At 44.7% G+C, this 21,995-nt stretch carries 24 protein-coding genes; 17 read left to right on the top strand and 7 right to left on the bottom strand.

The window, feature by feature from the left end:
* Nucleotide 1: 1 nt before the first annotated feature.
* From ACP5N5_RS00495 to ACP5N5_RS00475, 5 genes are read left to right on the top strand one after another with little or no spacing between them, the layout of a single operon-like run.
* Nucleotides 2-967, top strand: a complete 966-nt coding sequence (locus ACP5N5_RS00495; RefSeq protein WP_428131051.1) for an ABC transporter ATP-binding protein — start codon at nt 2-4, stop codon at nt 965-967.
* 5 nt (nt 968-972) lie between these two features.
* A complete protein-coding gene (locus ACP5N5_RS00490) occupies nt 973-2,091 on the top strand; it encodes an ABC transporter ATP-binding protein (protein WP_042667203.1) in 1,119 nt (372 codons plus the stop codon).
* A gap of 40 nt (nt 2,092-2,131) precedes the next feature.
* Nucleotides 2,132-3,190: a hydroxymethylglutaryl-CoA synthase gene (locus ACP5N5_RS00485; protein WP_428131045.1), complete on the top strand. Its 1,059-nt coding sequence runs from the start codon at nt 2,132-2,134 to the stop codon at nt 3,188-3,190.
* Nucleotides 3,191-3,196: 6 nt separating this feature from the next.
* Nucleotides 3,197-3,616: a Zn-ribbon domain-containing OB-fold protein gene (locus ACP5N5_RS00480; protein WP_428131042.1), complete on the top strand. Its 420-nt coding sequence runs from the start codon at nt 3,197-3,199 to the stop codon at nt 3,614-3,616.
* Nucleotides 3,606-4,367 carry a 3-hydroxy-3-methylglutaryl-CoA reductase gene (locus tag ACP5N5_RS00475; protein ID WP_428131039.1) on the top strand — a complete coding sequence of 254 codons (762 nt, stop codon included), beginning with the start codon at nt 3,606-3,608 and terminating at the stop codon, nt 4,365-4,367. The genes ACP5N5_RS00480 and ACP5N5_RS00475 overlap by 11 nt, the downstream gene beginning before the upstream one ends.
* Here the strand turns inward: ACP5N5_RS00475 and ACP5N5_RS00470 are convergent.
* Complete coding sequence (locus ACP5N5_RS00470; protein ID WP_428131037.1) at nt 4,335-5,912, bottom strand: radical SAM protein; 1,578 nt, start codon at nt 5,910-5,912, stop codon at nt 4,335-4,337. The two genes, ACP5N5_RS00475 and ACP5N5_RS00470, sit on opposite strands and share 33 nt — an antisense overlap.
* 69 nt (nt 5,913-5,981) lie before the next feature.
* Between ACP5N5_RS00470 and ACP5N5_RS00465 the strand changes: the two genes are divergently transcribed.
* Nucleotides 5,982-7,196: a PLP-dependent aminotransferase family protein gene (locus ACP5N5_RS00465; RefSeq protein ID WP_428131029.1), complete on the top strand. Its 1,215-nt coding sequence runs from the start codon at nt 5,982-5,984 to the stop codon at nt 7,194-7,196.
* Between the two features lies 1 nt (nt 7,197).
* Here the strand turns inward: ACP5N5_RS00465 and ACP5N5_RS00460 are convergent, their stop codons facing one another.
* Entirely contained in the window at nt 7,198-8,082 is an 885-nt protein-coding gene (locus tag ACP5N5_RS00460) for a hypothetical protein (protein WP_276813455.1), read from the bottom strand.
* Nucleotides 8,083-8,164: 82 nt separating this feature from the next.
* Here ACP5N5_RS00460 and ACP5N5_RS00455 point away from each other — a divergent pair, with 82 nt between their 5' ends.
* From ACP5N5_RS00455 to ACP5N5_RS00440, 4 genes are read left to right on the top strand one after another with little or no spacing between them, the layout of a single operon-like run.
* A complete protein-coding gene (locus ACP5N5_RS00455) occupies nt 8,165-8,515 on the top strand; it encodes a helix-turn-helix domain-containing protein (protein ID WP_012608052.1) in 351 nt (116 codons plus the stop codon).
* 13 nt (nt 8,516-8,528) lie between these two features.
* Nucleotides 8,529-8,903, top strand: a complete 375-nt coding sequence (locus ACP5N5_RS00450; RefSeq protein ID WP_428131019.1) for a hypothetical protein — start codon at nt 8,529-8,531, stop codon at nt 8,901-8,903.
* Between the two features lie 8 nt (nt 8,904-8,911).
* Nucleotides 8,912-9,208 (top strand): hypothetical protein, encoded by a 297-nt coding sequence (locus ACP5N5_RS00445; protein WP_428131069.1) that lies wholly within the window; start codon nt 8,912-8,914, stop codon nt 9,206-9,208.
* Nucleotides 9,192-9,938 carry a DUF2192 domain-containing protein gene (locus tag ACP5N5_RS00440; protein ID WP_012608049.1) on the top strand — a complete coding sequence of 249 codons (747 nt, stop codon included), beginning with the start codon at nt 9,192-9,194 and terminating at the stop codon, nt 9,936-9,938. The genes ACP5N5_RS00445 and ACP5N5_RS00440 overlap by 17 nt, the downstream gene beginning before the upstream one ends.
* 39 nt (nt 9,939-9,977) lie before the next feature.
* Here ACP5N5_RS00440 and ACP5N5_RS00435 read toward each other — a convergent pair whose 3' ends face one another.
* The 3 genes from ACP5N5_RS00435 to ACP5N5_RS00425 form a co-directional block, all read right to left on the bottom strand.
* Entirely contained in the window at nt 9,978-10,775 is a 798-nt protein-coding gene (locus tag ACP5N5_RS00435; RefSeq protein WP_042667218.1) for an SPL family radical SAM protein, read from the bottom strand.
* A gap of 1 nt (nt 10,776) precedes the next feature.
* Nucleotides 10,777-12,018, bottom strand: coding sequence for an Nre family DNA repair protein (locus tag ACP5N5_RS00430; RefSeq protein WP_428131009.1), 1,242 nt, complete (start codon nt 12,016-12,018; stop codon nt 10,777-10,779).
* A 163-nt stretch (nt 12,019-12,181) separates the two neighbouring features.
* Nucleotides 12,182-13,189 carry a PLP-dependent cysteine synthase family protein gene (locus tag ACP5N5_RS00425; protein WP_012608046.1) on the bottom strand — a complete coding sequence of 336 codons (1,008 nt, stop codon included), beginning with the start codon at nt 13,187-13,189 and terminating at the stop codon, nt 12,182-12,184.
* Nucleotides 13,190-13,324: 135 nt separating this feature from the next.
* Between ACP5N5_RS00425 and ACP5N5_RS00420 the strand changes: the two genes are divergently transcribed.
* Genes ACP5N5_RS00420 through ACP5N5_RS00410 form a run of 3 tightly spaced genes read left to right on the top strand, consistent with a single transcriptional unit; the run spans nt 13,325 to nt 17,159 of the window.
* Nucleotides 13,325-14,206: an FAD binding domain-containing protein gene (locus tag ACP5N5_RS00420; RefSeq protein WP_428131063.1), complete on the top strand. Its 882-nt coding sequence runs from the start codon at nt 13,325-13,327 to the stop codon at nt 14,204-14,206.
* Between the two features lies 1 nt (nt 14,207).
* On the top strand, nt 14,208-14,741 hold the full coding sequence (locus ACP5N5_RS00415) for a (2Fe-2S)-binding protein (protein WP_012608044.1): 534 nt from the start codon (nt 14,208-14,210) through the stop codon (nt 14,739-14,741).
* A gap of 12 nt (nt 14,742-14,753) precedes the next feature.
* Nucleotides 14,754-17,159 carry a xanthine dehydrogenase family protein molybdopterin-binding subunit gene (locus ACP5N5_RS00410; RefSeq protein WP_428130998.1) on the top strand — a complete coding sequence of 802 codons (2,406 nt, stop codon included), beginning with the start codon at nt 14,754-14,756 and terminating at the stop codon, nt 17,157-17,159.
* 64 nt (nt 17,160-17,223) lie between these two features.
* On the opposite strand, the gene ACP5N5_RS00405 is transcribed toward ACP5N5_RS00410, so the two are convergent.
* Nucleotides 17,224-18,063 carry a hypothetical protein gene (locus tag ACP5N5_RS00405; RefSeq protein ID WP_042667914.1) on the bottom strand — a complete coding sequence of 280 codons (840 nt, stop codon included), beginning with the start codon at nt 18,061-18,063 and terminating at the stop codon, nt 17,224-17,226.
* Between the two features lie 20 nt (nt 18,064-18,083).
* Nucleotides 18,084-18,845, bottom strand: a complete 762-nt coding sequence (locus ACP5N5_RS00400) for a metal ABC transporter ATP-binding protein (RefSeq protein WP_428130995.1) — start codon at nt 18,843-18,845, stop codon at nt 18,084-18,086.
* Nucleotides 18,846-18,911: 66 nt separating this feature from the next.
* On the opposite strand from ACP5N5_RS00400, the gene ACP5N5_RS00395 reads away from it, so the two are divergent.
* From ACP5N5_RS00395 to ACP5N5_RS00380, 4 genes are all read left to right on the top strand, one after another.
* Nucleotides 18,912-19,919: a metal ABC transporter substrate-binding protein gene (locus ACP5N5_RS00395; protein ID WP_428130993.1), complete on the top strand. Its 1,008-nt coding sequence runs from the start codon at nt 18,912-18,914 to the stop codon at nt 19,917-19,919.
* Nucleotides 19,916-20,806, top strand: coding sequence for a metal ABC transporter permease (locus ACP5N5_RS00390; protein ID WP_428130991.1), 891 nt, complete (start codon nt 19,916-19,918; stop codon nt 20,804-20,806). Before ACP5N5_RS00395 ends, ACP5N5_RS00390 begins: the two co-directional genes overlap by 4 nt.
* The gene (locus ACP5N5_RS00385; protein ID WP_276813466.1) at nt 20,807-21,205 is read left to right on the top strand and encodes a CopG family ribbon-helix-helix protein; all 399 of its coding nucleotides are present in this window, start codon (nt 20,807-20,809) and stop codon (nt 21,203-21,205) included.
* Between the two features lie 24 nt (nt 21,206-21,229).
* On the top strand, nt 21,230-21,995 hold a 766-nt coding region (locus ACP5N5_RS00380), incomplete at its 3' end, for a class I SAM-dependent methyltransferase (RefSeq protein WP_428130987.1).

Genomic DNA, 21,995 nt, shown 5'->3' with positions numbered 1-21,995 from the left:
ATTGAGTGAGCCAATACTTGATGTAAGGAACTTGAAAACATATTTCTATACAGCAAGAGGTATGGTGAGGGCCGTTGACGATGTATCGTTTACATTGAATAAAGGGGAGAGCCTGGGTATAGCTGGGGAGTCCGGCTGCGGTAAGAGCACGCTTGCATACTCATTGATACGTTTAGTCCCTCCACCAGGTAAGATAACTGGAGGGCAAATTATTTTCAAGGGAAAAAATGTTTTAGAGATGAGCGAGGAGGAGTTCAGGAGAGAGGTTAGGTGGAAAGGTATTTCAATGGTGTTCCAGGGAGCAATGAATGCGTTGAACCCTGTTTACACAATTGGTGATCAAATAGCTGAGGTACTAATGCTTCACCAGGGATACTCTAAGAAGGAGGCACTTGAAACAGCTGCTAAAATGCTTCAAATGGTTGGCATAGATCCGAAGAGGTTGAAGAGCTATCCTCATGAGCTAAGCGGGGGCATGAAGCAGCGTGTGGTAATAGCAATGGCGCTCGCTCTTAACCCACCAATAGTCATAGCTGATGAGCCTACTACGGCACTCGATGTAGTAGTTCAGGCACAGATCATGAATTTATTGAAGAGGCTGAAGAAGGAGCTAGGCTTATCAATAATACTTATATCCCACGACCTAAGCTTGATCGCTGAGATAGCCGATAAAATAGCTATAATGTATGGCGGTGAAATAATAGAGTATGGCCCGAGCGAAGCTATATACAATAGGCCAATGCACCCATACACGATTGGATTACTTGGAAGCATACCTAGGCTACACGGCGAATTAAGGGATCTAACCTGGATACCCGGGTTTCCCCCTGACCTAGCTAATCCACCACCCGGATGCAGGTTTATGCCCAGATGCCCCAAGGCATTTAATAAATGCAGTGAGAAACCCCCGTTGGTCGAGGTTGAGCCAGGCCACTACGTCAAGTGCTGGCTATACGCTAAGGGGTGATTGGGATGAGCGAGGAAAGAATATATGAGCCTAAGATAACATCTAACACCATATTGTTCGCGAAAAACCTGAGGGTATACTTCCCGGTAAGAAAGAGCTTTCTCGACATACTACGTGGAAGACCCCAGTTATACGTAAAAGCAGTCGATGGAGTATCCTTTGATATAAGCAAGGGAGAGGTATTCGCATTAGTTGGCGAGTCGGGCTGTGGTAAAACAACCACGGGCAAAACCATATTGAGGCTTAATAAGCCCACGGAAGGCGAGATAGGTTATCTGCCCTCGAAGGAGATCCTCGAGGAAATGAGATCCTATGGAAGCATCAATAACATCAGCGAATACGGCCATATAAGCCTAGCCTCACTCAATGAACACATGTTACGTCCCCTCAGAAAAGATATCCAGATGATATGGCAGGACCCCTTTGGAAGTCTTAATCCACGTAGAACCATATATGAGATCCTTGAAGAGCCCCTTGCAATCCATGGAGTGGGCGTGAGCCGTGAGGACAGATACGATATAGTGGCAAAAGCGCTTGAATCGGTTAAACTGACGCCACCAGATGAATACATGGATAGATATCCGCATATGTTGTCTGGTGGGCAAAGACAGCGTGTAGTAATAGCGAGGGCGCTAATACTTAATCCCAAGTTCGTAGTGGCCGATGAACCTGTCTCAATGCTTGATGTCTCAATAAGGGCTGAGATACTCCAGTTAATGATGGAGCTTAAGAATAAACTAGGGCTAACATACCTATTCATTACCCATGACCTAGCTGTTGCAAGATATATATCCAATAGGCTCGCAGTAATGTATCTTGGACAAATAGTTGAAATAGGCGATGCTAGAAGGGTCATTGAGAATCCATTACATCCCTACACTAGGGCTCTTGTAGAGGCCATACCGGAGCCCGAACCATCGAGAAGGCTTGCCATTAGGGAGATACCTATTAAGGGCGAAGTCCCTTCACCTATAAATATCCCAGCCGGATGCAGGTTCCATCCAAGATGTGTTGCACTTGATGAGAAACCAGAGTTGAGAGAATACTGTATGAAGAGGGAACCCCCGTTGGTCGAGGTTGAGCCAGGCCACTACGTCAAGTGCTGGCTATACGCTAAAAAATGATTTTTATCGAGGTAATAAAATAGTGTAGAGGGATGCCTTTATGATTCCTGAGGAACGGGTAGGGATAATTGGCTGGGGCTCATATATACCTAGGTGGAGACTACCCCTCAGCGAAATAGTTAGGACGTGGGGATTTAATCCTAAGGAACCAGAAGAATTAAATGTCACCGAGAAGAGTGTCGCCGGGATAGATGAAGATGCCATCACAATGGGCTGGGAGGCCGCTGTAAACGCATTGAGACGTGCTAGAATAGACCCGAGGAAAATCGGGGCAGTATGGTTTGGGACTGAGAGTAAGCCCTATGCTGTAAAACCCTCGGCAACGATTATAGCTGAGGCTCTAGGTATAACTCCTGAAACCATGGCGACAGACCTGGAGTTCGCGTGTAGAGCTGCAAGTGAGGCGCTGAGGATAAGTATTGGAGCTGTGGCATCTGGTTTGATAAATTATGCACTAGTAATAGGTAGTGATACAGCACAAGCAAACCCAGGGGACGTGTTAGAATTCACAGCTTCCTCAGCTGCTACAGCCCTTATAACGGGGCCTAGGGAAGAGTCAGCAGCATACTTCGAGGCAAGTGCCACATTCGTCACCGATACACCTGATTTCTGGCGTAGGGATCATTCGCGCTACCCACTTCATGGTGAGGCATTCACAGGTGAGCCAGCATACTTTAAACATATAGTGGGCGCCGTGAAACTACTAATGGAGAAGACCGGGCTTAAACCAGAGGACTTCGATTACGCTATCTTCCACCAGCCAAACGGTACATTCCCGCTTAGGGTTGCAAGAATGCTTGGAATACCCAAGGAGAAAGTAATACCTGGATTAGTCACACCGTTCATAGGTAACAGCTATAATTCGTCAGCCCTCATAGGGCTTTCCCGCGTGCTTGATAAGGCTAAGCCGGGCCAGAGGATTCTCTTGGCACCATTCGGCAGTGGTGCTGGTAGTGACGCCTACAGTATCGTTGTAACTGATAGGATCACGGAGAAACAGGAATTAGCACCCACCGTGGATGACTATATAGTGAGGAAGACATCGATAGATTATGCCCTATATGCTAAATACAGGAGACTGATTAACAGGATAAGGTGAAAAATGATGAAGATATCTATACCTCCATCCTGGAGAACAAGACTTGACAGATACAGGCTTAAAGCCAGTAAGTGCAGGGACTGTGGTAGAGCGGCCTATCCGGCTTCAAGTATATGCAGGTTCTGTGGGTCAAGGAATATCGAATATATCGAGTTGATAAATGAGGAGGCCAGGTTGATCACGTGGACAATAATTTATAGCGCGATGGAGGGCTTCGAGGAGAAACGCCCCCTCATGATAGGTATACTGGAGACCATTAATAGTAAGGCACGGATAATGGCCCCCCTCACCGATGTATTACCAGAGGAGTTAAAGCCGGGTATTTTAATGGAGCCGGTCTTGAGGAGGATATCCGAGGACAATGAGGCAGGATTAATACACTACGGTATATCATATAGACCGGTGTTTAAGCGAGTTGGAGTCTAACATAGATTTTTTACTTGAATCCCTTAGGAAATCCGGGAAGCCATTTGAATACATAAATGAATTAAAACTAAGTGAAAACCTGAGAGCACTTCTAAGGCGTCTCTACATACAGAGCAAGGAAGGCATCAGTCTCTCGGCTATTGGGTCTACAATACTTGATTTTGCAGAGGGGGATTACGAGGGATTCAACGTAATAGGGGCTTTACAAATACCTATCGGGGTGATAGGGGTTTTAAATCTATTCATAAATAATGAGAAAACCGAGATCTATGTTGTCGCCCCCCTCATTAAAGGCAGGCTGCTTAATAGGTTAAGGGATAGTATCCTCATCTTAGAAAGCTCTATTGTTAACATTGGTATCAAAGACTATGAGGGTGTATGTAATTCTGACGCGTATGTAACGTTCAGTGATCATAAAGATGCATTGGATCCATTGGTTTTTCCAAGACTATATAGTGATCCAGTTTTCCTCGGTGTGAAACACTCATATATGGCCCTCATATACTATATGCTCGGCCTCGATGCATTTTCTGCAGGGATACCGGTGGCTCCAAGCGAGTATACTATTAACGGGGACACCCTGAGATACAAGGTTATACATGATGCACCATATCAATTACTGAATAATACGGTCACCAGCGAGATCAGGGAGTTACTTAAAGCCGTTGAGAAACCCTATATATGCGCTGTACTCCTCCTCTACTCATTAATATTTGATTTAGGGCATGCTTCCCCTACCGCTAAGACTTAGGAACACCTCGTATTGTTTCTCAGCGGTTTTCACAGGTAGATCACCTAGAACAATGAATTCCCAAGGTAGTTTACCACCGAATTCGTATCCCTTTAACACGTAACTGGATCTAAGATACCTGTCTCCAAGGGTTTTCCTCCAAGCCGATAACCCTCCACCACGGGTTGCCACGTTGATGAATACGTTGTCTAATGGCATACTGGATAAAGCTATATAGGCTTGTATGAATCCCCATTCTATATCATATGGTCTCGCATCTATTAACCCCCTTAACTCCCCCCTATATAAGCTGAGTATTTCCTTAAGCTTAGCTGGTTCCTCCATCCCAATCCACTGGAACATCGTATGAGGCTTCGGTATTAATGGGTTGAGCGATATTGAGAGCTCTCTACCATGCCTCCTAGCTGAGCTGGCCAGCTTCTTCAGAGTATTGATGTCTATTTTAACCTCATCGATGCGGGTTCCTTTCACACCATATATCATGTATAATTTAATATTGAAGCCTTGTTTCAGGATGTCTTCTATAGTATTCGCTATTTCATCATGGAGGCTCACGTACTTGAAGAACACTCTATGGAGTAATGGACTAAACGTCTCCGGTGCCAGGCTAAGAGTCCTCTGACCTATCTCTTTGATTAACTCTAGTACATTGCTCCTCAACGCGGTAAGCCTTAGTGAGGGTAGTGAGGCTTTTATTTTCTCCTGTGAGATGTATTCAAGTAGTTTCACATGGGTTGGGGATACTGGGAATGAGAGACTATACATTACTACCCTCCTACCCCATATACTACTCGATAACCCCTCCTCCATAATCTCCTTAAGCATCATTATACTCCTCTCTCTATATGGCTGGAAAACCCTTGATTCAAGGCAGAAGCTACACCAGTACGGGCATCCTCTGCTAACCTCGAGCTTAAAGCCCCCGCCATATATCGGTTCAATCTCCGTGTTTTCCACCTGGTGAACAGGGTGAGCCGCATCATCGAGCCTTTCAACATACTTCCTTATAATTTTCTCCCCATCATTAACGCCTGGAACGTAGACGTATGTGAGTCCAGCTATTTCTTCCAGGAACCGTTTCTTATCCATCGTCTCAAACCATTTCAGTAACACTTTTTCCAGTGTGACCTCGGCTTCACCTATAACGAATGCATCTATTATGCCGCTGTATGGGATAGGATTCTCCATGACAACTGGTCCCCCCGCGATTATTGGTGTATCACGTTGCTCACGCTTAACCGGTATTTTCCCAGCTATCAATAGCCTTACGAGGTTTACTATGTCTGGCTCATAGTGTAGCGTGGTTAGTATGAGGCCGAAGTATTTTAATGGAGTGTTTGTTTCAAGGCTTCTAGGGGGAGGTTCATCACCTGTGAGTCTCGTATTGGTGAATCTCTCAGTGTATACTTCATTCATACTGTTTGATAATTGATATATGATGTCGGGGGCTAAGCTGGAAATCATCACTCTGTATATGCTTGGATAAATATATGCTATCCTCGCCTTTACTTTAACTGGGTTCTTATATATCGTGTTCAATTCCACCCGCGTATCTCCTCCACGATATTAAGCTTTATATACCATATATACCTATACGTATATCTCGGTGTAAGCATGATTGATTACTCCAGGTTCATTAGTAAGGTTGCCTCGAATATTAAGGCATCGGAGATACGTGAACTACTAGCAATAATACGAGGTAGAAAGGATGTAATAAGTTTTGCAGGAGGCATACCAGACCCAGCCTTATTCCCACGTAAAGAACTAGCAAAAATAGCTGGAATAGTCATCGAGAAATACGGTGACGATGCATTACAGTACAGCGAAACCAAGGGGATAATAGAGGTTAGGGAGACATTGAGCGACTTCCTAGCTAGAAAGAGGGAGATACATGCCGATGCAGAGGACATAATTATAACTAGTGGGAGCCAGTCGGCCCTAGACATAGTTTCAAGGGCCCTCATAGATCCAGGCGACATAGTGATAACTGAGAGCCCATCATATCTGGCAGCACTTGGAGCATTTAAGATGAATGGCGCCAAACTAATAGGTGTAAAAATAGATGAGAACGGTATGAGGACGGAGCTCCTGGAGGAAAAGCTGAAGCAGTTGGGAGATGATGTGAAGAAAGTGAAATTCATATATGTTATACCAGTTGGCCAGAACCCGGCTGGCACCACTATGAATAAGGAGAGGAAGAAACATCTCCTCGAGATAGCTTCGAAATACGATTTATTAATCCTGGAGGACGATCCCTACAGTTACATCATCTACGAGGAAGGAGCTGAAACAGCATCACTGAAGAGCTTGGATAAAGAGGGTAGAGTTATGTATATGAGTACTGTAAGCAAGATTCTAGCACCAGGCCTGAGGATCGGGTGGATCGTTGCTGAAAAGGAGCTTATAAGGAGGTTTGAGATAGTGAAGCAATACGTGGACCTGCACTCACCCACCTTAAACCAGTTCATAGTTGCCGAGGCCATTAAAACGGGTTTAATAGACGATGTTGTTCAGAAAGCCATACCATACTATAAGGCAAAAAGGAACACGATGCTTGAAGCTATCAAAGAAAACTTCCCCGATTACGTCTGGTACTCTAAACCCATAGGAGGGCTCTTTGTATTCGCATACGTGTACAAGAATGGATTCGATGCAGGAATGCTCTTAGAGAAAGCGGTGAAGCAGTATAAAGTGGCATATGTACCGGGCGGTAGCTTTCACCCTGAGGGAGACGGAGTTAATAGTATGAGGCTGAACTTCAGTTACCCCACGCACGAGCAGATAAGGGAGGGAATAGCTAGGCTGGCCAAATTGATTCGTGAATCCTAGTTTACTTCAACACTATTATGGATCCAAGTTCTTTAGGCGGTAGCAACCCAATAGTTTTCTCAATATCCCCTATCTCAATTATTTTTACAAAGCTGGATAATTCATGAAGAATGTTTTCGGCTGCCCCCGGATTGGTATTCCTAATGGTATTCTTGTATGTAATCACTGTTTTCTCAAGGCGATGGTTTATTGGAATCCATGTTGTAAATGAGAATGGCGATACAACTATCTTCTGAGGGGTTATCTCCTTGAGTAATCTATAATAGATGTCGGCACCAGGCTCCGTTAACACAAGGGTATTGATTCTACTGGGTATATTGCTCACATGGCTAACAATATTTAACCCGAGATACTGGGCTAGACGGGTTGAATCCCTACAGTATAGTATTGGCTCTCCATTACTCCTCCCAGTGAATAAAGCGGTTGAGAACGCTGTTATATTGCATCCAACTATCAGGGTAACTCCTTCGGCCTCGGCCCCTAGTTCTATCCCATGGGCTATAAACGGCTTCACAGCTGTATATGGGTTTGCATTAAGGGACTCCTCGAAGACGTGTTCCGGCTTAACTGAAACATAGTCGGCAAGCAATCCATTAACGTTATATGCGAGTATGCCGTGGCGGCTAAGAGGTGAAATAGTGATATACCTGCCTGTCACGCTTGTATTGCTACCAGAGGTCTCTATAGCCTTTACTACTCCGGATGCCCCTAGGATGATTCTCCCAGGGGGAGTAATGTTATGATTCATTATGTTTCTCTCTATCTGTCCCACGTAGACAAAAACTGTTTTCGCTAATATGTCACCATGCTCGACTTCTATAAATGGTAGCTCATGTAATTTCACGGTGCCATCGAAAACTATGCTACGTTGCCTCAATAAAGCCACCTACTATAAGCTTTTAATATAACTAAGGGTAATATATCACTAAGAAACCTGGATTTATATTTATTTACAAAGGTGTTGGGGGATGACCAGCATCCCGGAAGCGAAAAAAGAAGCATCGATGAGTTTACATTGGGTCAGCAAGGATGCGAGGGCAAGGCTTATAGAATTAATGCTTTCAACCAGGAGCATCATTGAGCTATCAAGGGACTTAGGTATCTCACCAACGGCTATAAGGAAATACTTGAAGAGGGAGGCCTATCCCAGTGATGAAGTCCTTCAAAGAGCGGTGGAAAAGCTGGCGCCTTATGAGGTGGATGAGGCAATGAGGATAATAATTACAGACTTGTTGGAGTCGCTTAGAAACCTCTACAACTCTGTTAATGAGAAACATAAGGAGTATATAAGGGAGTACTTAAGAAATATTACTCTTTAAAGGATGAACAGGTTTGGGTAGAAAACCTTTTTTAGCCAGCGGTAAAATACTTGGAGACTACTCTGTTTTAATTAAATACTTTGAAATATGCATGTCTAAAGGCGGTGAGTGCATGGATCTGCTTCCTTCACGGGAGATACTGGATGGCATTAAAGAGATGGCTGAGAATAAAGGGTATTCTTATCTAGAGGTTTTAGGAGAAATCCGTGTAAGAATAGAGGATAAGGTTAATTGTGATATAGCTGTGGAAGCATATAAAATGGTTCACGGTATAAGTGTATCCTGCGAGGACGCCAGGATGGAGCTTCTGAAAGAAATAGTTGCATGGTATCTGGAGGCGGCTGAAACACTGGGACTCGTCAAGCTCAAGGAATCATGGAAGCCATAGTGATATATATGTTAACAGTTAACACGTTGATAAATGTCCTGGGAAGACTGGAGAAGATGCTTAGACAGGAATACGGTGAGGCAAGCCTTAAGGAGATCAGGGAGAGAAAGGGCAGGTTTCAAGTATACATTGGGGTACGTAATAGATATCTTGGCTCCTTAACTGTAAAAATTTTAATCAGTAAGGATTGTAGTAGAATATGGGTTTACACGGGTAGGACAGGCTTAGACTTGAGGATCAAGCGGTTTCTACTTAGAGAGCTCCCATGTATACAGGGTGATACGCGTAATGAGGCAACCACATAAGAAAAGAATCCAGGTAGCAGTATCGATACTGAGCGAGGTGGCAAAGAGAGTTAACGAGTTTGATAGAGGAGCACTTGTTGATTACTTGAGGAAGACTTATGAAAAAACTGGATTAAGCCCGATCAGAGGGAAGGCTCTGCCCCCCGACATATACGACAAGGAGCTTACAACACTATATGTAATCGGTAAATATGGATTGGGGCTTGCCCAGGATTACCCATATATGTTCTCGAAGATTTTCTACGTAGAGGAAAACCTGGATATGGCGCTGGATCTAATACTCCAAGGCGATATCGAGGGAGCTAGAGAGAAAATAAAATCGGTGTCTCCTACAGGCGTGGTCGATGGTAACATGATTGCAAGACTGTTGAGAATACCTCTAACAAAATTCATACTTGGATTCATGAGCGAGGATGGATTCACGAAGATACTGCATGCAGTATATAATGCTTTCCCGGAGGAGGAAAAAACCGTTAAAAGCTATGTTAAATTCTTCATAGGTTTAAAACTAGCCGAGGCAATATACAGGGGTGAGATAAGATCCCGCGAGTACAAGGAGGCATTTAAGAGGGCTCTCGCAATCAGGATTGGCTTTCCTAAAACCACGCCAAGCGATGAATATGTTAAAGCTATAGCCGAAGCCGTCTTCAACATATCCAAGAAAGAATTAGGCAGGGTACTCAGAGTTGAGGAAGAAGAGAGAGGTACGGGGGAGAAAGAAGATAAATAATCACGCGCGATCTTTAACCAGTCCAGTATTGTAGACTATTCACATCTCGCTGAAACCGGTTCTACATGTCACCTTCTGCCTCTTGCACTCGGTCTCTATTAGTTCCATGATCCGCCTTCTCTCTCTACGGGTTTTCTCAATGTAATTATACAATGGGTGCGTGGGCGTATTCATGAATGATTTCACATGAAGTACGTCGTAATATAGTACTATGTTTAGTTTCTTAGCTATCTCCACCATGCTTCTCACAGTATCGGGGTCACTATTGATGCCTGGTATAATTGGCCCGTAGAAAATCCATGAGGCAATTTTTTCCTCGACTAGTTTTTCGAGTGCTTTTAAACGGGCATTTGGGGGCGGTGCATGTGGCTCTATCTGTATGGAGGCCCTGTAATCAAGGGTGGTTATCGTGAATCCCACATCAACTAGATCCCTATGTGTTACCAGGAGATCCATGTCTCTTAAAACCAGGGGATTCTTTGTCTGAATACTTGCATGGAAACCATGTCTTAATAATACTTCTAGTGAACGCCGCGTTAGCTTATACACGGCTTCAACAGGTTGATATGCATCTGTTACCGTGCCAATGCCGACAACGCCCCTTGGGTACTTGACTACCTCCCTTCTTAATACGTCAACTATATTCTCTTTCACTAGGATTATCCTTCCCCAGTTACCGCCTACATCTCTATTCCTCGTGTATAACCTAGCATAGCAGTAGATACAGGCATGTGAACAACCGACATAGGGGTTTAAAGCATAGTCTAGTCCCGGCAACCCGCTCCTCGACAGGGCTGTCTCACACCTTGTCTTTATTACTTTAAACTCCTGGAACAACTCAGGTATCCCTCGAGAAGAAGTCTCTAATACTCCTCGTTTTTACAATCCTCTGAAGCAGCTTGGAGGAATTGTACCATTTAGTAGCCCCGAGCCTGGTTACCTTATCCAGTAGATCGAAGACCTCCTTTAACTTGCTGGTCTTTAAGATTGGTTCATGCCTGTACATCTCTCTAATCGACTCCCTGACAAACCAGACACCCAATGGTAGATTGAAACCTGGATATATCTCCCTAAGTAGTATCGCTGTAGCCTGTCTTCTCATCCTTGAAAGATGCTCAAGTGTCGCAAGCATGCTTGCATAGTAGCATCCACCAATACCTGGATAAGTTGTTCTCCCATGATAGTCCTCATAGTCTCCCTCAACAACCACGTCCAGGGCTCCAGGGTTCCATGTGGAGCCTGGCCACCAGGCTTCCATCCATTCATAACTCCACTTAGCTGGGTAGAGTAATGCTATGAATAAGTTATCGTAGTGCCTAAGCATGTATACCTCTACCTCGTTGATAACGTCATATTTTTTCACCTCTCTAAGCAGCTCCCTGGATATCATGCTGTCAACAGCGGTGATGCTCCACCTTGTAGGTACCAGTCTCCTCTGGTTTTTAACACCTAGTGCTCCGGCACTGAGTATCTTCTGTATATGGGAAACCGGTATATTTGACTTATAGAGGTAGACCACCGCGTCATAGGCTGGTAGATCCGTATCATTAAACGCCTTCTCCACGGGCCTAGGCACAGAGGGATTGCCTAATACCTGTAGCCTTACTATTGGTGCCCTAGGGCCCTGCGGTGGTTCCTCTTCGCTGAGATGCAATATTGGACGCGGTGGCTTAGCTAACTCTACTCTAATATCCACAGGTCTACTGCTCAGGGTCATGAGTCTTGTCTCTTCAACTATCCTATCATACGGCTTTCTCACATCTATACTGGTATATCCTGTTACAAGGCTCCATCTATATTCAAGGATATCCTCTATCCTTCTTCCAAGCCATGATTCAGGGTAATCATACACTAGTACGTCATTGTTTGGAGGAGCAGCGCCTGGACCTGCTCTAACATATGGATAACCATATCTCCCAACAAATAATGAGGGCGGGGTGGAACCCTCTATCACACGCTGGCCAGTGATCCCCGATAGCTTAATGGATGCTCTAGCCCTAGCTATAACAGGGCAGTAGGATAACCCGCAGAAGCCCCGGCCCCGGCATGTAGAACAGATCCTGGGATTAAAGCTCATCATAACTTGCTCCTATCACCCTATACAATTAACTATAATTAAACTTACCACACCTTAATTTAAATTATTCATCTAGATGAAGTCGCCTCCATCTAGCCAGACCATATATGATAAGATAGGGAATTGAAGAAAGAAGAGAAGAAAAGAAGAATAGGATAGTATGGGACTAAATATCCAGCTCCTCCAGCAGCCGCTTCCTGTTAACTATTTCACGCTTCTTCTTGAAGAGCCTGGTGCTGAAATATCTGGCAGCGTAGTCTGGTAGTATTGTTACAACCTTGTCGTCGTTTCTCAGGTTATGGGCTTGTGCGAGCTTTATAGCTGCTACAACATTTGCTCCACTGCTTATTCCAACTGGGAGGCCTTCTAGCCTGGCTATCTTCCTAGCCATTTGTATTGCTTCATCGCTGTTCACGGTTACAAAGTCGTCGAGCAGGTGCTTATTCCTCATAACTATATCGGGTATGAAGCCGTCACCAACTCCCTCTATTTCATGTCTTCCCCAGGGACCCGGCTTACCAGTCTTAAACCACTCTGCTGCAACCGGGCATTCAGCTGGTTCAGCACCCGCCACTATGACGTCGCGGCACTCCTCTTTAAGCCTCTTCGCTATACCTATTAAAGTACCTCCGGTTCCAACCTCAGCTACAAAGGCCTTGGGGCACCCTATTTGATCAAGTATCTCTTTACCTGTTGTCTCGTAATGGGCCTGTATATTGGCTTCATCTCCCCATTGATCGAATAAGTAATATTTATTAGGGTTCTCAGCCACAAGCTTTCTAGCTATTTCTAATGCATTACCAGCATCGGCTTCACCGCCTGGTGTGAAGTAGAATTCGGCTCCGAATAACTTCATTAACATGAATCTCTCGGCACTCATCTCCTCTGGTATTACTATTAAAACCTTGAAGCCGAGCACGCTTGCAAGGGCTGAGAAAGCTATGCCTGTATTACCTGTTGTAGGAACAACTATTGTCATACCTGGTTTCAATTCTCCTTTCTCAACGGCTTTTCTCAACATGTATAATGCCATCCTATCTTTCACGCTGCCCGTTGGATTAGTGAACTCCATCTTACCCCATACTTCGGCCTTGAAGCCCTGTGGCAGTATCCTTGAGAGCCGTATTATTGGTGTGCCCCCTATACACTCGGTTATATCCCTACACACCTTCATGCATATACCCTCCTTCTCAGTATATATCTTACTAAAGTGGGAACCTGTATTTAAATCATTGTTACGGTTTATAATCGTAAAAATTTATTACCCACGGGCTCTTAGAAAATAAAGTAACCAATGGGGGTGTAGAGTATATTCGATATCCATCGTCCACGGGACCTTAGCGACGCCCTGCAATTCCTTGACAAATACTCGCCAGACGCGAAGCCCCTGGCAGGTGGTACAGAACTACTAGTATTGATAAGAGACCGGAAAATACCTGTGCCAAAATACCTAGTGGATCTCTCTCCACTGAGGAGGGATCTCTCCTATGTAGTAGTGGAGAATGGCGTGGTGAGAATAGGAGCCCTCACAACACTATGGGAGCTCAGTAAGAGTATACTGCACCAGGATATAAAATATGCCGGGTTCATAGATGTCTTCAGAAAATTCGGTACCATGGCAATAAGGTTTAACGCCACGATAGGCGGTAATATCGCGTCGGCCACGCAGTACAGCGATTACATAACACTCCTGCTCGTCTACGATGCCGAGCTAAGGCTTGAAAGCGTGCATGGTGTGAGAAAGGTCAGGCTGGAAGAATTCCTGGTCGATAAAAGGAAAACGATTCTCATGCCGAACGAGATCATCACGGAGATATCATTCAAGGAGCCGCCATCTAAGACAAGTAGTGCATTCATAAAGTTTGATAGAAGAGTGCTACTTATAGCCGGCATAGTCACTGGCGCCATCTATTTAACAGAGGAGGAAGGACGGATAAGGGAAGCCAGAATAGCCTTCGACATGATTAGTGAGCACAGGATACCTGGAAGGGCCAGGAGCACTGAGAAATGTATAACTGGAAGAAATATAAGCGAGGAAACCCTCATAGAGGCGGAACAATGCCTCGATAAGGAGATGAAGAGGATTAGTGACTGGTGGGCTACCAGTGAATACAGGCTTGAAATGTCTAAGGCTATTTTAAGGAAGGGTCTGCGCCTCGTACACAATAGAATCCTAAACGGGGTGATGTAGGTTGGCGGGGATCGTTAAAGTCAGGTTAGAGGTTAATGGTAGGGAGTACATAGTTGACGTACCTCCTCATGAGAGGTTAATTGACACACTAAGGTATAGACTAGGTTATACAAGTGTTAGAGAGGGATGTGGTAGAGGGGAATGCGGAACATGCATAGTCCTCGTGAACGGGTTACCAAGGCACTCATGTCTCACGCTAACATCCACGCTTGATGGAGCCAAGATAACGACTGTGGAAGGCCTGGCCCCCGAGGGCAAGCTACACGCTATCCAAGTAGCATTCATCGAGACCAGAGGCATGCAATGCGGTTTCTGTACATCGGGCTTCATAATGATGACTAAGGCGTTGCTCGACCATAATCCAAACCCAAGCTACGACGAAATAAAGGAGTGGCTTAGCAGCACATTGTGCAGGTGTGGGAGCTACCACTACTACTTTGCAGCAGCCAAGCTTGCAGCCAAGTACATCAATGAGGGCAAGATCTACTTCGATGAAAAACAGGTGAGAGAGAAGTATCATTTAAAAGTTGTCTAGTAGGTGGTTCACATGAGTAAGCCCGAGTATGTTGAAATAGTTGAAAAGATATTCAATGAAACAAGGAGTAAGCCTACGAAGGACTTCAAGTATATAGGTAAGCATGTAGTGAGATGGGACGCCATAAGTAAGGCAACAGGTAAGCCGATATTCACAGCGGATCTAATTAATCTATTAAAGAACCCCGTATTCGTCTACAGCGTTAGATCCAAGTATGCCCATGCATTAATCAAGGGTATCGATGTATCAGAGGCGGTTAACTACCCAGGTGTGATAAAAGTTATAACATCCAGGGATATACCGGGTATAAATGACGTTGGCTATGTACTACCGGATCAACCACTTATAGCCGATAGAAAGGTAAGGTATATAGGGGATACCGTAGCACTAATAGTGGCTGAGAGCCTTGAGAACGCCAGAGACGCTGGGGAAAGAGTCCACGTTGACTACGAGCCATTAGAGGTATACCTAGACCCGTTGCAGATAATTGAATGGAATGGATTAAAGGAGAAGCCTCATACATTAATACATGATGAACGTGGAAGCGACGTATTAACGAGGTACAAGATCAGAGTTGGAGACGTAGAGAAAGCATTCAAGGAGGCCAGCGTCATAGTTGAGAACGAGTATAGGACACCTATGCAGGAACACGCCTATCTTGAGCCAGAGGTGGCAATAGCAATACCCGAGCCGTATGGAGGAGTTACAATATATGCTAAGACACAGTGCCCCTTCGATACAAGGAAAGCTGTTTCAAACGTATTAGGACTACCATTCAACATGGTAAGGGTCATAGCTCCAGCACTGGGTGGAGGTTTCGGCGGCGCTGAGGACGTGGGCAACGAGATAGCTGCTAAAGCCGCGTTAGCAGCTCTATACACGAAGAAACCAGCGGTTGTATTACATACAAGGGAAGAATCCATAATAGGACACACGAAGAGGCACCCGATTATCGCTAGATACAAGCATGCAGCTAGGAGAGATGGAACATTACTCGGCGTCGAGGCCGAGATAATACTAGATAAGGGAGCATACGCTAGCCTCGGCCCATTCGTCGCATGGAGAGCGATAGTACATAGCACCGGGCCCTACAGGGTTCCCAACGCGAAAATAGATCTCGCAGCGGTGTACACGAATAAAGTTCCCGGAGGAGCGTTCAGAGGCTTCGGTAACCCACAGGTAACATTCGCGGTTGAAAGGCAGATGGATATACTTGCTGAGGAACTAGGCCTGGACCCAGTGGAGATAAGACTTAGGAACGCGTTGAGACCAGGTGATAGAACGGTTCATGGACAATTACTGGATCACGGCGTTGGACTAGTAGATGCCATCAAGAAAGCAGTTGAATTAAGCGGGTGGTATGAGAAGAGGAAACTGTACTCCGAGGCCAAGGGTACTATTAGGCGTGGAATAGGCATAGCTGTATTCTATCATGGAAACAGTATTGGCGCGGAGGGAGCCGACTACTCGTCTGTAACACTAATCATACAGAGGGATGGAAGCATAATATTTAGGACAGGGTTAACCGATATGGGCCAGGGCTCTATCCAGGGCTTAATCAATATAGCTGCTGAAATACTGGGTGTCCCGCCAAGCTACTTCAAAGTAGAGTTACCGGATACAGCATCAACACCTGATGCAGGACCCACGGTTGCGTCTAGAAGCACTGCGATGGGCGGTAATGCAACACTTGTGGCGGCATATAAGCTAAGAAAAAGACTCAATGAGCTAGCCTCCTCTATGCTTGGATGTAGTAGCCCTGATGACGTTGTAATAGATGCTCCAAAGGTTTATTGTAGAGACGACCCAGAACACTATATAACATGGAAAGAACTAGTGGAGCAATCTTTCTGGAAAGGTGTTCCACTGCAAGAATTCGGCTACTATAGGGCTCCACCGGCAGAGTGGCATGAGGAGACAGGCACCGGTCAACCCTACTTCACATACACATTTGGCGCCATAGTGAGTGATGTGGAGGTAGACCTCGAAACAGGAGTTGTGAGAGTAAAAGACGCTGTAACAGTATATGATATTGGAAGAGTAATCAATCGGACTGGTGCAGAGCACCACGGTGTTGGAGGATATATCCAGGGTATGGGATACGCCCTAATGGAGGATACGTATTATAGCCCTGAAGGACACGTCTACAATACAAACTTATCGACATACCATATACCCACAGGCCTGGATATTCCAGAGAGAATACTAGTAGACTTCGTGGAGGCAGGGTATATTAGGGGGCCGTTTGGAGCTAAGGGGCTTGGAGAACCCTCTATAGTTGGCATAGCTCCAAGCATCGCCAATGCTGTAGCGCATGCATTAGGGAGTAAAGATGCGAACAGGGATGTAAATAGAATACCATTAACCCCAGATACGGTGTTCAGCATCATAAAGAAGCGTGGATTAAATAAGAGGTAATAGGTTTTAACCATATTCTTCTTTTTCCCTTATACCACTTTCCCTCCTCTCCCTTAAGTTAGATTCAATGCCGTAGTATAGGCTTCAACAATCCATGGTCTGGTACAAGGTATATACCGTTAGGCCTTTCCTCTACTTTATTATTTATGGCGAGGTAGCTACCCGTATTCAGCTCCGAGTATACTTCCCGCATGGATTCAAGGATTACTTCCTCACCATTATCAAGTAAGCCAATATATCTCGATGGTATGGCATGATCTATTATCGGCTCAACCACGCGTACTAGTCCGGTGTACTCTGATATATTCAAGACTGGGTCTATGCATCCATGGACTCCTCTAGAGTAGATAACTGGTCTAAGATTCACGTGAATTCCAAGTATATTTAGGTGTAGAAGAGTATTCTTTTTGAACCATAGATATTCAGCGAGACTTATTCCACCTCTATGCTTCTCCCAGTACTCGTATACAAGCACCCATTCATCAACCCGTTTAAGCACTCCTCTATTAACGAGATCCTCGAGGTCTTTAGTGAAGTCTTCTTTAACCCCATATATCGCGATATCAATGTCATTGTATTTACCGAGGATCCTTGAGGATCCTGTGACATATATATCATTCTCTCTCACGCCTAGAGCATCTGAGATGATTTCCGCGACTACTTGTTGAATATTGTTGAGCCTGTTTAGAAACACGGTGCTTTTCGACACCGGTATCACGGGAACCCTGGACTTAATGCACTCCCAGTCCACGGTGTTAATGTATCTCTCTAGGCGCCACCCGGGTATTTTCCCTGAGATATAAAGATCGTACCTAGGGTAGGCTACGATCATTCCTTCAGGGTGCTGGAAACCCTTAGCGATATATACTACTCCATTATACTCCCATAACTCGCCTTCAAGCATCCTCAAGAAAGTATCCCCACCTAGTGCCAATCCGCTATGTGGGCATGCTCTCCGAATACTATGGCACAACTCTTATATATTTTCGTCAAAACCTCCCGTGAAAGGATGCTGTCGGGGTCACCGTACCTGTATTCACCATATCCTAGTAACAGTATTTTACTGGTATATGGCAGCAATAATACGGGATCATGGTTTGTCACCACGAGTAGTTTCCTACTTGAAAGCTTGCCAATGATTTCAGCCAGCGCCCCCCTTCCCTCGGGGTCTATGTTGGAGAGGGGTTCATCCATCAATACTATCTCTGAATCTACTGAGAGAACTCTAGCCATTAGAGCTCTCTGGAGCTGTCCGCCACTCAACTCACTGATCTTCTTACCCCATGAATCCTTGGGTAATCCAGCCATTTCCAGTGCTGACTCAATTCTCCTATTTACAGTATGGCTGGATCTAAATGGCATACCTCCTTCGTAAGCCCTAATATAGCTTTCCACGAACTCCCAGAGCGTTATCGGTGCATCCCTCGGTATATAGAATTTTTGAGGGATGTAGGATATTGTTTTATATAATCCTCCACTCGAATTCTTCAGCTCAGTATTCCTGATCCTAACCGCTCCTTTTACAGGTTTTATTAAGCCTAGGATGGTGAGAAGCAGTGTTGTTTTGCCAGCCCCATTGGGGCCTATAACCTGTATTAGTCCAGGGCCCTCGAACACCGCGTTTAAATTGTTCAGTACCAGGGTATGTCCTCTCTTCACGGTTAAATCTATTAACTCTATAATCACATCGAATCCCTTGTGCACAAATCTATTTAAGGACTTATAAACATTTTGTGCATAAGGTGTGAAACCATGGGGCACGCATTGATCCCAGTAATCACCGTGTTAAGTCTGCTGGTTTCACAAGGGCTACCGTTTTTTTCTCTTCAAACCACCAGCGGAGTATACGTGGTTACTGTTTTCCCTAATCTGGTAAGTGATATTAAACTCCTACTGTGCGATGGTGACGTAGTCGATTATATTATTCCCCCAGGCGTAGATCCCCATGAATACCAGTTATCCATTAGTGACTACCAGAAACTAAAGAGGGCGTCGATAATAGTTTCAACAGGGCATACTGGTGCCGAAGCAGAGATAGAGGAGCTTGTGAAGAAGGGTGAGTTGAATGCAACACTTATCAATATACTTGAGATCCCTGGAATCAGGATTACCATTAATCCCTCCAGTGGGCAGGCCAATCTCCACATGCCTATTTACGATCCATTAAACTACATCCTCTTCGTTGGAAATCTGACAAGCACACTAGCGAAAGCCAACCCCTTGAAAGCTGATTGCTATAGGGATAAAGCCTTAAAGCTAGTAAACTCACTCATATCCCTAGTTAATAAGATGATAGGCAAATACCGTGACGTGTCCACTATAATAGACCTACCTGGAATACAATATGCCGTGGAATGGATGGGATTCAAGGTAGTTAAATCACTTGTTCCAGAGCATGAGGTGCAACCATCCCCTCAGGATATAGCGTCTGTCGAGAGCTTCATGAAGAGTGGGAGTACTCCGTTAGTGTTTGTAACGTCGCCGGCCGCCTCTAGTGAAGGCAATGCGTTGATCGAGTTATCGAAGAAATATAATGTAACCATAATAGAGGTTCCATCGCCGCTGGTTAATGGCTCCATACCTGATAAACTATACTATATAAGTTCTCAAGTAAGTGGTGTGAACATTAAGGAAGCCGGAGAGCCTTCTACGAAACTGGAGGGGCCTTCTCATCTAGCATCCGATCCCCTCTTCATAATACTCTATGTGGTTATAGGTGTCATAATAGGTTTAGCATTGTCTAGGTGGGTTTACAGATGACTCCAGGTGCCAGAAGGAGATCGAGTTCCCTGTTAGCATGCATTATTGTATCCATAGTTTTCCTAGTGTCCCTGGTGATTTCCTCCAGGGTCATAGGGGTTGATAGGGTTATAGCATACTGGTTAACGGGGTTATCGCTTAGCTTAGTCGGCTTGCTGGCCTATTATAGGGGGTTAGAGTTCCTTGTCTCAGGCTCCATACATAATAGTTTTCTAGCGGCTACCCTCGGCTACATCTTTGCATTAATATTCGGGGTGAACATATATTATTCAGCGATACCGGTTGGGTTGATGTTAACATATCTCGCCGGATACTTAATTCACAGGGGAATAGATCCCAACAAAGTATCCTCTTTCATGGTTTCATTCTCATCATCGATGGGTGTTCTACTAGCATACTACGTGTTAACAATGTTCCCTGCACAATATAGTCTATCCAGTATAATGCTAGGGGATCCTGTTCTAATGAGCAGGCAAGACGTCCTGGTGACTACTGTTATTTCAATAATTGTAGTCACAGTGGTTATTTTAATATACAACAAGATAATTTTATTAAGCATAGATCCCGTGTCCGCTAGGATAGCTGGTGTGAGGATAGGCTACTATGATTTCATCACTTACACCCTAATCGGTTTAGCCACGATAGGGCTACTACGTATCAGCGGTTACATAATGGAGCATGTAATGATACTCCTCCCGGCAATAGTGGGGGCAAGAATCTCTAGAAGCAGTAAGGAGCACTTACTATTAACACTACTAGTGTCAACAACGTCTACGATGCTGGGATATGTAGCTGCAGTAAACTATGGATTAAGCCCTGTAGGTGTAAGTGGTTTTATCCTTGTCATCGCTTTTCTATATGTGGCGCTCACAGGGTGGGGAAGATAGATGGGCGGGAATTCAAAGAAGAGGTTTGGTGTGAGCGTGCCCTACCATGTGGCGGAGAAACTGGATAATCTAGCCGGATTATTTCACTGTGATAGATCTACTATAGTATCGAATGCTTTAAACGAGTATATACATGAGAATCTCCACGAGGATAGGGAGCACAAGTGTCGTGGTGTAATAGTTGTTTACTCGCAGAGCCCGCTGCCCTCCTCTATTATTTCAAGATACAGCTCTGTTATTACATCGTATAGTGTTCATAGGATGGGGAATGAATTTATAATAGTGATAATAGTTGAGGGATCTTCTAAACTAATAAGTGAGTTGAGAAGACTTGTCTCATCAGGCTCCAAGATCCAGAGGTATCTCCCATTAGATGATTTAAACGTGTTAAGCCAGTAGATTAAATGAGCCCAGGTATGAACCGTGCCCGAGGCATTTGTATTTAAACCCGTGAAAGGATACTGGTTCACTTTTTTCACTATTGATGAGCTGAAGCGTTCAAGCGGATGTATTGAAACTACACTGGATCTAGGTTTATCAACTAGGGTTGTCTGCGTGGAGAACAATAGGTTACTACTTAGCAAAGGCATCGAGGTAGATGTTAGAGAGTTAGAGCCAAGCGAGCATGATAGGGTTGTACTGCTAGAGGAAACCGGGAGAATATATGAGGTGGTACTCCATACTGAAACAGGGTTCTATAAATTAAAGGCGACGGGTAAAACTACAGCACCAACGCTCGAGATAAACGGCATCCATATGCATAGAATACAGGACACCGATCCGTGGCGCGACACGATCTCGAAGATACGGGCAGCTAGGGTTACAAGTGGCCTAAACATCCTCGACACATGTATGGGGTTGGGTTATACAGCTATAGCTTCTCTGAGGAGGGGGGCTGGTAGCATCTATACTTTTGAGATAGATGAAAATGTTGTATGGATAACTGAGAGGAATCCATGGAGCAGGGAGTTATCCAGTGATAGAATAAGGATTAATATAATGGATGTAGTTGAAGGCGTCTTCTCATTAGAGTCAGAGTATTTTCATAGAGTAATACATGATCCACCTAGATTCACAAGAAGCACTGGTAGCCTATATAGTCTTGACTTCTACAAAGAAGTATACAGGGTGCTCAGGCATGGAGGTATTTTATTCCATTATACTGGTGAGCCGAGGCGGCATGGGGCAC

It is taken from the genome of Desulfurococcus sp. (assembly GCF_049970475.1).
Classification (GTDB): Archaea; Thermoproteota; Thermoprotei_A; order Sulfolobales; family Desulfurococcaceae; genus Desulfurococcus; species Desulfurococcus amylolyticus.
This window is presented reverse-complemented; position numbering and strand designations above follow the sequence as displayed.